The organism is Bosea sp. OAE506 (genome assembly GCF_040546595.1).
GTDB lineage: Bacteria > Pseudomonadota > Alphaproteobacteria > Rhizobiales > Beijerinckiaceae > Allobosea.
Map to the genome: position 1 here is coordinate 538,139 of NZ_JBEPOB010000001.1, position 14,041 is coordinate 552,179.

The window sequence follows — 14,041 nt, forward strand, 5'->3', positions numbered from 1 at the left end:
CACGCAATCTCAGGGGCGTGCCGTCGGCACGCCCTCGCGGATCTTCTTCGAGAAGTCGGGATCGTCGAGCGAGATCGTCCGCGCGCGTTCGCCGATCCGGGCCTGGCGGACAAGTTCGTCGAGCGGGATGTCGCTGCGCACCGCGCCGATACGCTGGAGATAGCCGGGCAGGAAGCCCGAGAGCAGCACGCGCGGATCGAGCGGCAGCGAGAATTTCCAGGCCGGCGCGACCGAGCCGACGAGCGTGTAGACGACCGTCGTGCAGTTGGTCGTCAGCGTGTTGTACCAGCGCGGCCGGCCCGCCAGTTCATTGACGTCGGCGACATAGGCCAGCAGCACATCACGCGCCTGGGCCGGTGTCGCGGCGATGCGGAAGAGCCGGACATCCTCCTTGCGGGCATGGCTGCGCAGGCCGACGAGATCGCGCTCGGGTGCCGCGACATAGGCCATTTCATAGCTGCGGAAGAAGCCGGCGAGCGCCGACCATTCCTCGCCCTTCTCGCGGCGCACCTCGATCGAGAAGGTCAAGGGCGGCTGGTCGGCGAAGGGGAAGCTGACGAGGAGATGGGCGATCGCCTCGCCCGACCAGTAGGACAGGTACAGGTCGATGCCCTCGACCTTGCTCAGGTCGAAGCGGCGGGTTTCCCAGCGCTCGTCGTAATCCGTCTCCGTGCGCCAGTTGAAGTTGCGCAGATTGGAAACGGTCAGGACGTCGCCCTCGTGGGCAATCGCGGGCAGGCGCGCGAGCTCGGGAATCCAGGCCCGGTCATGCGAGGGGACCAGCCCGTTCCACCAGCCGAGCAGGCCGAGGAAAAGGACCGCGAAGGAGAGCGGCAGGCGCGCGGCGCCGCTCCAGAGGCCGAACGCGCCGGCGAGCCCGGCGATGCCGAAGCCGATCGCCGCGAGCGTTCCGGTCGCGCCCGGCAGCCGGAAAATCAGAAGGCCGGCGCCCCAGGTGGTGGCGCCGAGGATGCCGAGCGTGGCGAGGATACGAAGGGCGATGAGGAGGATGGCCACAGCGTCACCGCCCCGAGATGTGAGATGCGAAGCGCGGGCCCCCTTCCCCTACCGGAGAAAGCTGGCCCGCGCCTCGATGATAGGCCGCGAGGGCCTCACGCCGCCAGTGAGTTGACCGGCGCCGCCGCCTTCACCGCGTCGTCGACATGGGCTTCGAACTTCTCGAAGTTCTTGGCGAACATGCCGATCAGGTTCTTGGCCGTTTCGGCGAAGGCCGCCTTATCCTGCCAGGTCTTGACCGGGTAGAGGATGTGCGGCTCGACGCCGGGTACCGAGGTCGGCACCGCGAAGCCGAAATAGGGGTCCCGGCGGAAATCGGCGCGGTTGAGCGAGCCGTCGAGAGCCGCCGTCAGCAGGCGGCGGGTGACGCGGATCGGCATGCGCCGCCCGGTGCCGTACTGCCCGCCGGTCCAGCCGGTGTTCACCAGCCAGCAATCGACATGGTGCTTGGCGATGAAGTCGCGCAGGAGATTGGCGTATTCCGACGGGTGCCGCGGCAGGAAGGGCGAGCCGAAGCAGGTCGAGAATTCCGGCTCGACACCGACCAGGCCACGCTCCGTGCCGGCGACCTTGGCGGTGTAGCCGGAGAGGAAGTGGTACATCGCCTCGGCGGGGGTGAGCTTGGCGATCGGCGGCATCACGCCGAAGGCATCCGCCGTCAGCATGACGATGTTCTTCGGCACGCCGGCCCGGCCGGTGCGCGAGGCGTTGGGAATGAAATCGAGCGGATAGGCCGAGCGGGTGTTCTCGGTCTTGCTGCCGTCGTCGAAATCGACCTCGCGGGTGATCTCGTCCATGACGATGTTCTCGAGCACCGTGCCGAAGCGCAGCGAGGCGGCGTGGATCTGCGGCTCGGCTTCGGCCGAGAGCTTGATCGTCTTGGCGTAGCAGCCGCCCTCGAAATTGAAGATGCCGTCCTTCGACCAGCCATGCTCGTCGTCACCGATCAGCGTACGGTCGGGGTCGGCCGAGAGCGTCGTCTTGCCGGTGCCCGACAGGCCGAAGAAGATGGCGGAGTCGTTGTTGGGGCCGACATTGGCCGAGCAGTGCATCGGCACGACGCCCTTCGTCGGCAGGACGAAGTTGAGATAGGTGAAGACCGACTTCTTCATCTCGCCGGCATAGGCCGAGCCGCCGATCAGAACGATCTTGCGGGTGAAGTCGATGGCGATGACGGTCTCGCTGCGGCAGCCATGGCGGGCGGGATCGGCCTTGAAGCTCGGCAGGTCGACGATCGTCATCTCCGGCACGTAGTCGGCGAGTTCCTCGCGCGCCGGCCGGATCAGCAGGTTGCGGATGAAGAGCGAGTGCCAGGCCATCTCGGTGTAGACGCGGGCCTTGACGCGGTGGACCGGGTCGGCGCCGCCATAGAGGTCCTGCGCAAAGAGGTCCTTGCCTTCGGCATGGGCGATGAAGTCGGCGAGCAGGGCCTCGAAATGCTCAGGGCTCATCGCATTGTTGTTGTCCCACCAGACGCTCTTGTCGGTGAGCGCGTCGCGGACCGTGAACTTGTCCTTGGGGGACCGGCCGGTGTGGGTGCCGGTGTCGGCGGTGATGGCGCCGTGGCGCGAGAGCTGGGACTCGCCGCGGGCGAGCGATTCCTCATAGAGCCGGGCGGCCTCGAGGTTCCAGGAGACGCTCTTCAGGTTGCGAAAGCCGAACGTCTCCGCCCCCTGCGCGGCATTGAACTGACCGATGGTTTTCAACGAAACCTCCCGAGGCAGGCTGGCCCAAGACCGCCTGATCTGCAGACATGCGCGAAGGAAACGACGCGCGTGGGCGACCTTTGTGCCGGCCGATGCCGGTCCCCTTAAGGCCATGTTGGACCCGGCTCAAGAGAAGGCAAAGCCTCCGCCGGGAACAATCTCATCTAAATCGATTGAATCGAATCGATGTGGTAAATCAGGGCGCTAGGGCGAAGGCCGGGCCGCCGCTGCGAGCTCGACCAGCGTTCGCCGCAGCGACGCCGCATCGGTGACAGGCGCCGGGAAAGGCAGCCGCAGGACCGCGTCGCCACGGGCGAGATCGGCCCCTTCGGGATCGAGCCCGGTCAGCCGCCAGTCGCCATCCTGCGCCTTCAGCAGGCCGGTCGCATAGGCGCGGATGGCGTCGGCATGATCGGCGTTCATGTGTTCGACCGCGCCCTCCTCCATCGCCGCGATGGCGCTGGCGGCGGCGGAATCGCTGAGCAGGTCGCCCGGCACCAGCTCATAGGCCCGGCCGAAGCCGCCATTGAGGCTCGCGCCCTGAAGATCGAGCGCGAAGAAGGAGAAATCGCCGAAATCGACATAGAGCGCGGCCTTGGGCTGCCGCGCCAGGAAGCGGCGCCGGATGCGCTCTCCCTCCGCGCCGTCGCGCGCGATCCGCCGCGCGACGAGCTTCAGGGTGATGCGGGCATGGGCGAGCGGATCGCCCTTGCCGCCCGGCGCCAGCAGCAGAGAGCAGCGCGGGTCGGCCTCGAGATGGCCGGTATGGGAGGACAGGGCCGAGACCAGGATCAGCGGCGTGCCGTCGCTGTCGGTCGCCAGGCTGACGAGGCTCGACGAGGGATGGCCGTCGCGCCCCAGCGTCGCCAGCGCGCCCGAACGGGCACCGCGCAGGAGCTGGCGGCCGAGCGCGCGCGCGTCGTCATCGGTAGGGCGGACCGGGTCCTTGCGCGGGGCGGGCTGGCTGACGTTGTCGGCGGAATTCGAGGGCGCGGCGGTGGAACCTGCGGGCATCTCGGGTCTTTCTGTATCGGGGTCATAGGCAAGTCGCCATGCGACCGCTAGATTGCGGCCACGGTTTGGCCCTTCTCTCGCGAGAGTGGACCCTGCGTCATTGCAACACGGCCAAGAGATAAAGCACTTATGCCAACCATTGCGCTGGTCGACGACGACCGCAACATCCTCACCTCGGTTTCCATTGCGCTCGAAGCCGAGGGCTACCGCATCATGACTTATACCGACGGCGCCTCGGCGCTGGACGGCCTGAAGCAGAACCCGCCCGACCTCGCCATCTTCGATATCAAGATGCCGCGCATGGACGGCATGGAGCTGCTGCGCCGCCTGCGACAGAAGTCCGACCTGCCGGTGATCTTCCTGACCTCGAAGGACGAGGAGATCGACGAGCTGTTCGGGCTGAAGATGGGCGCCGACGACTTCATCCGGAAGCCGTTCTCGCAGCGCCTTCTGGTCGAGCGCGTCAAGGCGATCCTGCGCCGCGCCGGCGCCAAGGATCCAGCAGCTACGCCCCGCAGCGAGGATGCCAAGGCGCTGGAGCGCGGGCTTCTGCGGATGGATCCGGAGCGACACACCTGCACCTGGAAGGGCGAGCCGGTGACGCTGACCGTCACCGAGTTCCTGATCCTGCAATCGCTGGCGCAGCGCCCGGGCGTGGTGAAGAGCCGCAACGCCCTGATGGACGCCGCCTATGACGACGAGGTCTATGTCGACGACCGCACCATCGACAGCCACATCAAGCGGCTGCGCAAGAAGTTCAATCAGGTCGACGCCGATTTCGACATGATCGAGACCTTGTACGGCGTCGGTTACCGGTTCAAGGAAGGCTGAGCGTCCGGCCCAACCCGGGCAGGACGAGCGGCGGGCGCGCGGCTGTGCCGGCCCGCTCTAGCGGACGGACCGCTTCCGGGCGGCCGGCGCGGCGGAGACCATGGCGACGATCGAGCAGGAGCGCAGGGCGGAGATCCGCAACGGCGAGGGCAAGCCCGCGCTGAAGGCTCGGCTGCGGGCTTTTACGAGGCGTGGCCTGCGCGCGATCTCGTCGGGCGCCGCCTCGAGCCTGACGCGCCGCATCGTCGTGCTCAATCTCGGCGGGCTCTTCGCCCTGCTGGTCGGCTTCCTCTACCTCAACCAGTTTCGCGAGGGGTTGATCGAATCCCGCGTGCAGAGCCTGCTCACGCAGGGCGAGATCATCGCCGGCGCGATCGCGGCCTCGGCGACGGTCGAGACCGACGCGATCACCATCGATCCCGACAAGCTGCTGCAGCTGCAGGCCGGGGAGAGCGCCGGCATTGCGGAGGACCCGCTCGACTTCTCGATCAATCCCGAGAAGGTGGCGCCGCTGCTGCGCAGGCTGGTGACGCCGACCAAGACGCGTGCCCGCATCTATGACCGCGACGGGCTGCTGACGCTGGATTCGCGCAGCCTCTATTCGCGCGGCGACGTGCTGCGGCTCGACCTGCCGCGCGTCGGCGAGCCCGACGAGGCGCCGCTGCTGGAGCGCACCTGGAACCTCCTGCGCAACCGGCTCGGCCGCGCCGATGTGCCCGCCTATGACGATTTCGAGAACGCCAACGGCAAATCCTATCCTGAAGTCGCGCGCGCGCTGAACGGCTCGCCGGCCAGCGTGGTGCGGGTCAATGCCCGGGGACAGACGATCGTCTCCGTAGCGGTGCCGGTGCAGCGCTTCCGGGCGGTGAAGGGCGTGCTGCTGCTGTCAACGCAGGGCGGCGACATCGACGCGGTGATCGTCTCCGAGCGCTATGCGATCTTCCAGGTCTTCGCCGTCGCCGCCGCGGTGATGATCGTGCTGTCGGTGCTGCTGGCCGGCACCATCGCCGAGCCGATCCGCAAGCTCGCCGATGCGGCGCAGCGGGTGCGGCGCGGGGTGAAGTCGCGCGAGCAGATCCCGGATTTCGGCAACCGGCATGACGAGATCGGCCATCTCTCCGGCTCGCTGCGGGACATGACCAAGGCGCTTTACAGCCGCATCGAGGCGATCGAGAGCTTCGCCGCCGATGTCGCCCACGAGCTGAAGAACCCGCTGACCTCGCTGCGCAGCGCGGTCGAGACGCTACCGCGGGCGAAGTCCGAAGAGTCGCGCGGGCGACTGCTGGAGGTGATCCAGCACGATGTGCGCCGGCTCGACCGGCTGATCTCCGACATCTCCGACGCGTCGCGCCTCGATGCCGAACTCGCCCGCAACGATGCCGGGCCGGTCGATCTCTCCCAGGTGCTCGAGGCGGTGGTCTCGGTGCAGAACGAGATGCGCCGCGAGGGCCGGGCCAAGATCGAGCTCGTCACCGAGCGGCGCGGCCAGCGGCCGACCGGGCGCGACGGCTTCATCGTGCTCGGCCACGATTCCCGGCTGGGGCAGGTGATCGTCAACCTGATCGAGAATGCGCGCTCCTTTTCGCCTTCGGACAAGCCCGTGCGCGTGCTGCTGTCGCGATCGGGCGATGAGGTGCTGATCACGGTGGAGGATGACGGGCCCGGCATCGAGCCGCATGCGCTGGAACGCATCTTCGAGCGCTTCTACACGGACCGGCCCAATGAGGGCTTCGGCCAGAATTCGGGGCTCGGCCTGTCGATCTCGCGCCAGATCGTCGAGGCGCATCGCGGGACGATCCGCGCCGAGAACCGGCTCGGCCCGGCCGGGCCGGATAGCGAGCGGGCGCGGCTGGGGGCGCGCTTCATCGTCTGCCTGCCGGCGCTGCAGCAGACGGCGTGAGGCGATTGTGACAGCCCAGACCCTCCATGCCACGACGGTGGCGCTGGGCGAACGGGGCGTGCTGATCCGCGGCGCGTCGGGCGCCGGCAAATCCAGCCTCGCGCTTGCTCTCATCGCCATGGCGGGCAGCCAGGGTCGTTTTGCGCGGCTGGTTGCCGACGACCGGACGGCGCTGAGCGCCCGGAGCGGGCGGCTGCTGGCCAGGCCGGTCGCGCCGCTGGAGGGGCTAATCGAGCGGCGGGGGCTCGGGCTGACGCCGGAGCCCCATCAGCCGGCGGTGGTGGTGCGGCTGATCGTCGACCTCAGCGGCGACGAGCCCGCCCGCATGCCGGAGCCCGAAGATCTGGTCGATCGGCTCGAGGGCATCGATCTCCCGCGCCTGACCGTGGCGGGGCGTGCCGGCGACGAGCGGCTGGTGCTGGCGGCGCTGGCGCTCTTCACCGAGGGCTGATGTCGAAAATTTGTCGAGTTCGAAGCCGGCCGCTTGCCTATCTTTCGCACCTGCCGCATAAACCGCCACCTTGTCCGGGCGCCGAAAGCGCTCTTCGGTGCCATAGTGAATGATCGGACTGGTCCTCGTGACGCATGGGCATCTGGCCACGGAGTTCCGTGCCGCGCTCGAACACGTCGTCGGCCCCCAACAGCATCTCGCCACCATCGCCATCGCCCCCGATGACGACATGGAAGGCCGTCGCCGCGACATCATCGCGGCGGTCGAGCAGGTCGAGACCGGCAAGGGCGTGATCGTCCTGACCGACATGTTCGGCGGCACGCCGTCCAACCTCGCCATCTCGGTGATGGAGCCCGGCCGCATCGACGTCGTCGCGGGCATCAACCTGCCGATGCTGATCAAGCTCGCCAGCGTGCGCGAGGAAAAGACCCTCGACGAGGCTGTCACCAGCGCGCAGGATGCGGGCCGCAAATACATCACCGTCGCCAGCCGCGTCCTGGCCGGGAAGTAGGGGGCCGGTTCTGTGGACGACAGGCAGGAGATCGACGATTGCGATTGCCCTGAGGTCGAGATCCCGACGGGCGCCGTCTATGGCGAGTTCCAGATCGTCAACAAAAAGGGTCTGCACGCCCGCGCCACGGCGAAATTCGTGCAATGCGCATCTGCCTTCGATGCCGACATCACCGTCACCCGCTGCGGCGAGACAGTCGGTGCGACCTCGATCATGGGCATCCTGACGCTCGGAGCCGGCATCGGCTCGACGATCACGGTGGTGGCGAAGGGCCGCGAGGCGAGCGAGGCGCTGAAGGCGCTCGAAGCGCTGGTGGCGGACCGGTTCGGCGAAGGCGAGTAGGCCGAGCCTGGCATCTGGCAGCGGCGCGCCGCCGGCGCCCTCCCCCTCCATTCGACCCAGGAGCCCCGATCGCAACGGGTCGCGGCCGCGTGGATGTGACCAAACGTCACGAATTCGACAGACCGCTCCCTTTCGACCAATCACATAAAGACATCTTTATATCTTTGATTGCCTTTGGGCGTGGGCGCTGCTATGGACCCGCCCATCATTCGAAGACCAGCTGGAGCACGCCCCGTGTCGAAGACCGATTACATCGTCAAGGACATCAGCCTCGCGGATTACGGCCGCAAGGAAATCAACATGGCCCAGGACGAGATGCCGGGCCTGATGGCCATCCGTGAAGAGCACAAGGGCAAGTTCCCGCTCAAGGGCGCCCGCGTCGCCGGCTGCCTGCACATGACCATCCAGACCGCCGTGCTGATCGAGACGCTGAAGGAACTCGGCGCCGACGTGCGCTGGTCGTCCTGCAACATCTTCTCGACCCAGGACCATGCCGCCGCCGCGATCGCCGCGACCGGCACCCCGGTCTTCGCCATCAAGGGCGAGACGCTGGAGGAGTACTGGGAATACGTGCTGAAGACCGCGACCTGGGGTGACGGCGGCACGCCGAACATGATCCTCGACGATGGCGGCGACCTTACCATGCTGATCATCCTCGGCGCCGAGGCCGAGGCCGGCAAGACCGACTTCCTCGACAAGCCGAGCAACGAGGAAGAGACGATCTTCTTCGCGCTGATCAAGCGCGAGCTGAAGGCCAATCCGGGCTGGTTCACCAAGACCCGCGACGCGATCAAGGGCGTCTCGGAAGAGACCACCACCGGCGTGCACCGCCTCTATGAGCTCGCCAAGGCCAGCCGCCTGCCCTTCCCGGCGATCAACGTCAACGACTCGGTCACGAAGTCGAAGTTCGACAACCTCTATGGCTGCCGCGAGTCGCTCGTCGACGCCATCCGCCGCGGCACGGACGTCATGATGTCCGGCAAGGTCGCGGTCGTCGCCGGCTATGGCGACGTCGGCAAGGGCTCGGCCGCCTCGCTGCGCCAGGCCGGCTGCCGCGTGCTCGTCACCGAAGTCGACCCGATCTGCGCGCTGCAGGCGGCGATGGAGGGCTACGAGGTCGTGACGATGGAGGACGCCGCTCCGCGCGCCGACATCTTTGTCACCGCCACGGGCAATCTCGACGTCATCACCGTCGACCACATGCGCGACATGAAGCACCGCGCCATCGTCTGCAACATCGGCCACTTCGACTCGGAGATCCAGGTCGCCGGGCTGAAGAACTTCAAGTGGGACAACGTCAAGCCGCAGGTCGACGAGATCGAGTTCCCGAATGGCAAGCGCATCATCCTGCTGTCGGAAGGCCGCCTGGTGAACCTCGGCAACGCCACCGGCCACCCGTCCTTCGTGATGTCCTGCTCGTTCTCGAACCAGACGCTGGCCCAGGTCGAGCTCTGGAACCACCACGCCAAGTACGAGAACAAGGTCTACACGCTGCCCAAGCATCTCGACGAGAAGGTCGCCGCGCTGCACCTCGCCAAGGTCGGCGCCAAGCTGACCGTGCTCAACGACCAGCAGGCGAAGTACATCGGCGTCGCGCAGACCGGCCCGTTCAAGCCCGAGCTGTACCGCTACTGACATCCGGCACCATCCGGACGGCAGGAGGCCCGGCGTTCGCGCCGGGCCTTTTTCGTTTCCGGAGAGACGAGTCTTTTTCGCACCAGACGCTACTAATGGCGCCCCACAAGGCGCGGACCGCTAGGTCTTGCGAGGCGCCCGGCCACGACAGCCGGAGCGAAAAATCCGCCCGATTTACCGCTCATTAAGCACTTCCTGCCGGACTCAGCGGGTGATTAGAGTGGGGTTGATTCGGCCCCTGGCGCATGGCGCGGGCCGGGTCGACACGCAGTGATCGGTGTGGTGGCAGGCGTGCGTCGAGGTCCCGCGAAGGGGGGCCGGGGGACGGCGGCGCGCCGTTCCGTGCCCTCGCGGGCGGACATCAGGATGGGGCGGCCGGTGCCGCCTCCGAAGCAGACGGACGCGGAATGACCAGGTCGAGCCGACAGGAACGAAGCAGCTGGCGCTGGAGCCGCCACGTGCTTCTGCCGGGTCTCGCGGCCAGTCAGGCTCCCTCCGCCGCGCTCGCCCAGGGCGCGTGGCTGGTCCCGCTGCGTCCCGACATGTTCAGCACCGGCGTGCTGTCGGTTGTGCTGGCGGGGCTGACCGTCTTCGCCGCCACGACCTCGCTGGTCTATGTCCGCGAGCGCGCGCGCTGGCACCGTCGCGAGGCGGCGCTGGCCGGCGAACTCGAAGCCACCCGCGGCCAGCATGACCGGCTGACGGCCCTGCTCGCGACAGACCCGCAGGTCGTCGTGAGCTGGACCGGACGGCAGGCCGACCCCGTTTTCGAAGGCGACAGCGGCTTTCTCGGCGCGCCCGGCGCGACGCTCGCCCTCGCCTATGGGGCCTGGGCGCCGCCGGCCGACGCCAAGCGGCTCGAACTCGCCACCGACGCGCTGAAGGAGCGCGGCGAATCCTTCGGCCTGACGCTGCGGAGCAAGACGGGCCCCTTCATCGATGTCGAAGGTCGGCCCGTGGCCGGGCGTGCCGTGATCCGCTTCCGCGAGGTGACCGGCGAACGCGCGCGGGTGATGGCGCTGCAGGGCGAACTCGATCGGCTCGGCAGCGAGCACAAGGCGCTGGCGGGACTGTTGGGCGGCCTGCCCCAGCCGGCCTGGACGCGCACGCCGGAAGGCCGGCTGAGCTGGTGCAACGCCGCCTATGCGCGCGCCGTCGAGGTTGCCGATGGCGAGGCGGTCAAGAGCGGCATCGAGCTGCTCGACCGGGTGGAGCGCGAGGCTGCCGCCAAGGCACGCCGCGAGGGCCAGGTCTTTTCGGCACGCGCACCCGCCGTCATCGCCGGGCAGCGGCGCACGCTCGACATCCTCGAATTGCCGACGCCGACCGGTTTCGCCGGCATCGCCACCGACATGAGCGAGCTGGAAGCCGTCCGGACCGATCTTCAGCGCCAGATGGACGCGCATGTGCGCACGCTCGACCGGCTCAAGACCGCGGTCGCGGTATTCGACGCCTCGCAGCGCCTCGTCTACCGCAATTCGGGCTTCGAGGCGCTCTGGTCGCTCGACCCGGCTTTCCTCGACGGCCATCCCAGCGACGGCGAGATCCTCGACCGGCTGCGCGCCGAGCGGCGCCTGCCCGAGCTTGGCGACTATCGCAGCTGGAAGGCCGGCGTGCAGGCGGCCTACACCGCCACCCGCGCCAATGAGGACTGGTGGTACCTGCCCGACGGGCGCACGATCCATGTCGTGGCGAGCCCGAACCCGCAGGGCGGCGTCACCTATCTCCTCGACGACGTGACCGAGCGCTTCACGCTTGAGTCGCGCTTCAACGCGCTGTCGCGGACGCAGCGCGAGACGCTGGATTCGCTGCGCGAGGGCGTCGCCGTGTTCGGCTCGGACGGGCGGCTGAAGCTCTCCAACCCGGCCTTCGCGCAATCCTGGCGGATCAAGCCCGACCTCGCCGCCGCCGCGCCGCATATCGACGAGGTGGTACGGCTGTGCCGCCCGCTCTTCCCGCAGGACGAGATCTGGGGCGAGCTGCAGAGCGCCGTCACCGGCGTGCGCGATGCGCGCGAGGATTATGTCTGCCGGATGCAGCGGCGCGACGGCACGGTGCTGGACTGCGCTGCGGCGCCGCTGCCCGATGGGGCGACGCTGATCACCTTTGCCGACGTCACCGCCAGCGTGAATGTCGAGCGGGCGCTGACCGAGAAGAACGAGGCGCTGGAGAAGGTCTCGCGGCTGCGCGAGGATTTCGTCCACCACGTCTCCTACGAGCTGCGCTCCCCGCTCACCAACATCATCGGCTTCGCGCAGTTGCTCGGCACCGAGGCGATCGGCGCGCTGAACGAGAAGCAGCGCGAATACACCTCGCACATCACCCGCTCCTCGGGCGCGCTGCTCGCCATCATCAACGACATCCTCGACCTCGCCACGATCGACAACGGGGCGTTGACGCTCGAACTCGAAGAGGTCGATGTCGCCGACACCATCGCCCAGGCTGCGGAAGGGCTGCATGACCGCCTGACCGACAGCAAGCTCGAACTCAAGGTCGTGATCGCACCCGAGGCCGGGCCGCTGCGCGCCGACGGCAAGCGCCTGCGGCAGGTGCTGTTCAACCTGATCTCCAACGCGATCGGCTTCTCCTCGCCCGGTCAGACGATCACCGTCAGCGCGGCCCGCAGCGAAGGCCATGTCCGCATCACCGTCGCCGATCAGGGCCGCGGCATTCCCGCCGAGGTGAAGGAGAAGGTGTTCGACCGCTTCGAGAGCCACTCGCTCGGCTCCAGCCATCGGGGCGTCGGCCTCGGCCTCTCGATCGTGCGCTCGATCGTGGAACTGCATGGCGGCCGCGTCGAGCTCGACTCGGCGCCGGGCCGCGGCACGCGCGTGACGGCGGTGTTCCCCTCGGCGGGCGTGCCGCTCTCGGACGCCGCGGAATGACGGACGAAGCGCGCAAGTCCGGCCCGCACCGGCTGGTGCTGGCCGATGAAGCGGCGACGCTGCGGCTGGCGGCCGATCTCGCGGCGATCCTGAAGCCCGGCGACATCGTCGCGCTCTCGGGCCAGCTCGGCGCCGGCAAGTCGATGCTGGCGCGGGCGATCCTGCGCGCGCTGGCCGACGATCCCCGGCTGGAGGCGCCGAGCCCGACCTTCACCCTCGTCCAGAGCTACGAGACCCCGCGCGGGAGCGTGCTTCATGCCGATCTCTACCGCGTGCGCTCGCCCGAGGAGCTGGACGATATCGGCCTGACCGAGGATCTCGACCGGCTGATCCTGCTCGTCGAATGGCCCGACCGGGCCGGCACGCGCCTGCCCGGCGGGCGCCGCCTCGACATCGTGCTCGATGTCGACCCGGACCATCCGGAGACGGGCCGCATCGCGGACCTCTCCGGCGGCGTGCTCTGGCGGCAGCGCCTGGCGATCGCGATCGCCTCGCGGCGGCTCATCGACGATGCCGGCTGGGACGATGCCCGTCGCGACTACATGCAGGGCGACGCCTCGAGCCGCGCCTATGAGCGGCTGACGCGGCCCGATGGCAGCAGCGCCGTGCTGATGATCTCGCCGCCGCGTCCGGACGGTCCGGCGATCCGGCTCGGCAAGCCCTATAGCGCGATCGCGCATCTCGCCGAAAACGTCGACGCCTTCGTCGCGATGGACCGCGGGCTGCATTCGCTCGGCTATTCGGCGCCGGAGATCTACGCCCAGGATCTCGATACCGGACTGCTGCTGATCGAGGATCTCGGCAGCGAAGGCGTCATCGACGGCAACGGCCCGATGGCGGAACGCTACGAGGCGGCCGCGCGGCTGCTGGCCGACCTCCACCGCCACGCCCTGCCGACCATCCTGCCCGTGGCCGACGGGCGCGACCATGTCCTGCCGGACTACGACCGGGCCGCGCTCGCCATCGAGACCGAGCTGATCCTCGACTGGTACGCCCCGCACATTGCGGGCGTCACCCTGCCCGCCGTGACGCAAGCCGAGTTCGCACGGATCTGGAACCGGCTCTTCGACGAGATCCTGGAGGCGCCGGGCACCTGGACGCTGCGCGACTTCCACTCGCCCAACCTGATCTGGCTGCCGAAACGCGAAGGGCACGCCAAGCTCGGGCTGATCGACTTCCAGGACGCGGTGATCGGCCACCCGGCCTATGACCTCGCCTCGCTCGGGCAGGATGCGCGCATCGACGTGCCCGCCGCGCTGGAGCTGCGGCTGCTCGCGGCTTACGGCCAGGCGCGCCGGGCGGACGATCCCGATTTCGACCTCGCGGGCTTTGCCCGCGCCTATGCGATCCTCGGCACGCAGCGCAACACCAAGATCGCCGGCATCTTCGCGAGGCTCGACAAGCGCGACGGCAAACCGGCTTATCTCAAGCATCTGCCGCGCATCGAGGCCTATCTGCGCCGCAATCTCGAGCACCCGGCGCTGGAAGAACTCAAGGGCTGGTATCAGGCGCATCTGCCGAAGCTGTTCGAGGTGGGGTGAGCGGACGCCTGCGAGCTTCATTATACGAGCCCTCATCCTGAGGAGCCGCGTCAGCGGCGTCTCGAAGGATGCTTCAGGAGGCTCCTGAACTCGCTGGACCATCCTTCGAGACGCGGGCTCTGCCCGCTCCTCAGGATGAGGGCTGAGAGTGGTTGTCGCCCGCACTTCTGCTAGCCTGCCCGCCATCAAGGGAGATTCGCGTGACGCA

Annotated in this window: 11 protein-coding genes; 8 read left to right on the forward strand and 3 right to left on the reverse strand. The window is 68.2% G+C overall.

Annotation, left to right across the window (positions count from 1 at the left end; translation table 11 throughout):
- Window positions 1–9: 9 nt before the first annotated feature.
- From ABIE41_RS02660 to ABIE41_RS02670, 3 genes are all read right to left on the reverse strand, one after another.
- Entirely contained in the window at window positions 10–1,017 is a 1,008-nt protein-coding gene (locus tag ABIE41_RS02660; RefSeq protein WP_192643276.1) for an Lnb N-terminal periplasmic domain-containing protein, read from the reverse strand.
- A gap of 95 nt (window positions 1,018–1,112) precedes the next feature.
- Window positions 1,113–2,723: a phosphoenolpyruvate carboxykinase gene (locus ABIE41_RS02665; protein ID WP_192643277.1), complete on the reverse strand. Its 1,611-nt coding sequence runs from the start codon at window positions 2,721–2,723 to the stop codon at window positions 1,113–1,115.
- Between the two features lie 204 nt (window positions 2,724–2,927).
- Complete coding sequence (locus ABIE41_RS02670; protein WP_192643278.1) at window positions 2,928–3,737, reverse strand: HugZ family pyridoxamine 5'-phosphate oxidase; 810 nt, start codon at window positions 3,735–3,737, stop codon at window positions 2,928–2,930.
- Window positions 3,738–3,866: 129 nt separating this feature from the next.
- Between ABIE41_RS02670 and ABIE41_RS02675 the strand changes: the two genes are divergently transcribed.
- The 8 genes from ABIE41_RS02675 to tsaE all read left to right on the forward strand — a co-directional run bounded on the left by ABIE41_RS02675 (window position 3,867) and on the right by tsaE (window position 13,833).
- Window positions 3,867–4,568 carry a response regulator gene (locus tag ABIE41_RS02675; protein ID WP_192643279.1) on the forward strand — a complete coding sequence of 234 codons (702 nt, stop codon included), beginning with the start codon at window positions 3,867–3,869 and terminating at the stop codon, window positions 4,566–4,568.
- Between the two features lie 100 nt (window positions 4,569–4,668).
- Entirely contained in the window at window positions 4,669–6,468 is a 1,800-nt protein-coding gene (locus tag ABIE41_RS02680; RefSeq protein WP_192643280.1) for a stimulus-sensing domain-containing protein, read from the forward strand.
- 7 nt (window positions 6,469–6,475) lie between these two features.
- Window positions 6,476–6,919, forward strand: a complete 444-nt coding sequence (locus ABIE41_RS02685; RefSeq protein WP_192643281.1) for an HPr kinase/phosphorylase — start codon at window positions 6,476–6,478, stop codon at window positions 6,917–6,919.
- Between the two features lie 109 nt (window positions 6,920–7,028).
- Window positions 7,029–7,430 carry a PTS sugar transporter subunit IIA gene (locus ABIE41_RS02690; protein WP_192643282.1) on the forward strand — a complete coding sequence of 134 codons (402 nt, stop codon included), beginning with the start codon at window positions 7,029–7,031 and terminating at the stop codon, window positions 7,428–7,430.
- A gap of 12 nt (window positions 7,431–7,442) precedes the next feature.
- The gene (locus ABIE41_RS02695) at window positions 7,443–7,772 is read left to right on the forward strand and encodes an HPr family phosphocarrier protein (protein ID WP_465247076.1); all 330 of its coding nucleotides are present in this window, start codon (window positions 7,443–7,445) and stop codon (window positions 7,770–7,772) included.
- A 192-nt stretch (window positions 7,773–7,964) separates the two neighbouring features.
- The gene (gene ahcY, locus ABIE41_RS02700; protein WP_192643283.1) at window positions 7,965–9,407 is read left to right on the forward strand and encodes an adenosylhomocysteinase; all 1,443 of its coding nucleotides are present in this window, start codon (window positions 7,965–7,967) and stop codon (window positions 9,405–9,407) included.
- A 458-nt stretch (window positions 9,408–9,865) separates the two neighbouring features.
- Complete coding sequence (locus ABIE41_RS02705) at window positions 9,866–12,292, forward strand: sensor histidine kinase (protein WP_354191734.1); 2,427 nt, start codon at window positions 9,866–9,868, stop codon at window positions 12,290–12,292.
- Window positions 12,289–13,833: a tRNA (adenosine(37)-N6)-threonylcarbamoyltransferase complex ATPase subunit type 1 TsaE gene (gene tsaE, locus ABIE41_RS02710; RefSeq protein ID WP_192643284.1), complete on the forward strand. Its 1,545-nt coding sequence runs from the start codon at window positions 12,289–12,291 to the stop codon at window positions 13,831–13,833. The genes ABIE41_RS02705 and tsaE overlap by 4 nt, the downstream gene beginning before the upstream one ends.
- Window positions 13,834–14,041: the final 208 nt, after the last annotated feature.